The sequence below is a fragment of the Enterobacter sp. BRE11 genome (assembly GCF_031844285.1).
Lineage (GTDB): Bacteria > Pseudomonadota > Gammaproteobacteria > Enterobacterales > Enterobacteriaceae > Pantoea.
In genome coordinates, this window is the sequence record NZ_JAUZUX010000042.1 from 1 (window position 1) to 1,754 (window position 1,754).

1 protein-coding gene and 1 pseudogene are annotated in these 1,754 nt (G+C 52.5%); both read left to right on the forward strand.

Features of this window, described 5'->3' with window-relative positions; genetic code table 11:
• Positions 1 to 490 (forward strand): annotated as a pseudogene (locus Q9R34_RS21610) (type VI secretion system Vgr family protein); the annotation flags it as partial.
• Positions 487 to 1,754, forward strand: a 1,268-nt coding sequence (locus Q9R34_RS21615) for a hypothetical protein (protein ID WP_485896413.1), incomplete at its 3' end; no start/stop codon positions are given. The pseudogene Q9R34_RS21610 and the gene Q9R34_RS21615, both read left to right, overlap by 4 nt.

A 1,754-nucleotide genomic window follows, 5' to 3' on the forward strand; every position in this document is an offset into this window, starting at 1 on the left:
CCTTATCTCCGCCAGAGAGATGCTGCTGGCCGGGAAGAAGCGAATACGTCTGGTGGGGGGCGAGAGTTCCATCCTTATCGAGCAGGGACAAATCAGGTACGAGACGGCCGGGACGTATTCCCGCAAGGCGAGCCGGCTGGATACGGAAGGTGGCACCTCACAAACAGCGGACATACCGTGGCTGGCTGACCCACTGAAAGACCGCAATGATGCACTGATGCAGTACCTCTACCATGATGACGCGCCGGTGGTTGGTGCGCCGTTTACCGCGACACTGGCAGACGGCTCTGTGCGTACCGGTAACCTTGATGGGGCCGGCTACCTTCATCTTGACAATCTGCCGGATGGCCCAGTGACCGTTGAGATGGGACCAGACACCCGCAATTTTGCCCGCAAAGCCGCTGAGCAAAACACGTACTACCAGGCTCAGGCGATGAGTGACACTCAGGCCGACGACCTGATTGCCCGCTACACACGGAGTGAATCATGAATGAAATCAACAGCACAGCCTGGTTTAAACAAACCAGCCTTGAGACCAGCCAGTGGATTTGGGGCACCCTGTCCGGAGCATTCAATGAAAAGCAGACCATCGGGCAAATCATTACCGATGCTGCCATTGGGATGATCCCTTTAGTGGGGGATGTGACCGCTGTGCGTGATTTGTTGGCTGTGTCGATCGGACTCGCACAGGATCCCAAAAAGCGTGAAAGCACCACTGAATGGGTCTTTCTTGTGGTATTGCTGTTTGCGCTGATCCCGGTGATTGGCGGCGTGATCAAAGGGGTGGGGCGTCTGGTACTTGTCGGTACGGCCAAAACAGCTAAAGCGGCAAAAAACCTTGAAACGCAGGAGAAAATAATCCAGTTTTTAAACCGTGTCGGTGAAGGTAATGCACCTAAATGGCTGAAAAAACTGGACGTTCAGTCTCACCAGGCCGTACTGCTGGATAAATTTGGGGCGTTCTGTAACACGATGCTCACGGTGACGAACAGGATCCTGGGCTCGACGCTGGGGCGTGCATTGCCAGAAAAATGGCACGGGCAGCTCTATTCGCTGGTTGATGGTTTTGCCAGCCTGCGGGATATGGGAGCCCGAATGATCCCTCAGGCACTGCGGGAGCTGGATCTGAAGCTGAAAGTGATACAAGGAATGGTCTACAAAGGAAATCCTCTTATTCTGGCTACAAGCTCAGGGCGTGCAACCGTTCGACGTGAGTCCGAAGCTTATATTATTGAGCGTGAATTACGAGAAGCGCCTAAGCAGGGGACACGGTATCCGAGTGTTCAGGCAGAGACGCGTTTCAAAGGCAGTCTCAGTCGGAAATATCAAAAAAAAGGTTATCCCAACATACTTTACTGGGAAGGAGAGAGCCCTGCATTTCCTGGAAAAACCGTATTTACAGATGTAGCGTCTTTCAGTGGGGAAATTACCGCAAAAAGCGCCAGGGAGATGGGAGGGAAAACACTCTTTCGTGCTTTTGGAAATAAAAGTGAATTCGCCAAAGAATCCTATGCCGTGGGAGGATTCTGGGGATATCAAAAAACGCCAGAGACAGCTGAAAAGTGGCGTGAGTTTTGTGCGGTGCTGGATGAATGGAACGGCAATGGTTTTCTGGTTGTTCTTCATCTCCCGGAAGATTTCGGTACGCGGATGCCTGGCGCTAACGCCTGGCATGGAAAAATTGCGGAGCAGTTCGGAAAATATAGGCCGGAGCAATATCTAAAAGGTGGGGGCGAGCAGGTCATTATTGAGCT